Source organism: Zoogloea sp. (genome assembly GCF_023150065.1).
Lineage (GTDB): Bacteria > Pseudomonadota > Gammaproteobacteria > Burkholderiales > Rhodocyclaceae > Zoogloea.
This window is the reverse complement of sequence record NZ_JAKLLN010000077.1, coordinates 452-1,021: the sequence shown is the minus strand read 5'-3', so window position 1 is coordinate 1,021 and position 570 is coordinate 452. Positions and strand designations below refer to the sequence as shown.

The 570-nt window shown below is 64.7% G+C and carries 1 protein-coding gene; it reads left to right on the top strand.

The window, feature by feature from the left end; all coding sequences use genetic code 11:
- Window positions 1-32: 32 nt before the first annotated feature.
- A partial coding sequence (locus L6Q67_RS23480; RefSeq protein ID WP_296575915.1) for a PEP/pyruvate-binding domain-containing protein occupies window positions 33-570 on the top strand: 538 nt, incomplete at its 3' end.

Below are 570 nucleotides of genomic sequence, written 5' to 3'. Positions count from 1 at the left end.
ACATGGATGCCCTGGAACGGGCAAGCGCGCGCGTGCGCTCGGTGATCGAGTCGCAGCCGTTCACCACCGAGTTGGAGGACACGGTTGCCGAGTGCTACCGCAAGCTCTCGGTGCGCTGCGGCGTACCCGCGGTGCCGGTGGCCGTGCGCTCCAGCGCGACAGCCGAAGACCTGCCCGACGCCAGCTTCGCAGGCCAGCAGGACACCTATCTGTGGATCCGTGGCGTCGACGGTGTACTCGACCGCATGCGCCGCTGCATGTCGAGCCTCTATACCGCTCGTGCCATCGCCTACCGCAAGCAACGGGGCTACGGCGACGAGCAGGTGGCCATCAGCGTGGGCATCCAGAAGATGGCCAACGCCTACACCGCCGGCGTGATGTTCACCATCCACCCGGCCAACGGAGACCGATCGGTCATCGTGATCGACTCGAACTTCGGATTCGGCGAGTCCGTCGTGTCCGGCGAAGTCACACCCGATCACTTTGTGGTCAACAAGGTGACGCTGGACATCATCGACCGCACCATCTCGCGCAAGGAGGTTTGCTGCACGGTCGACCCCAAGACCCAAC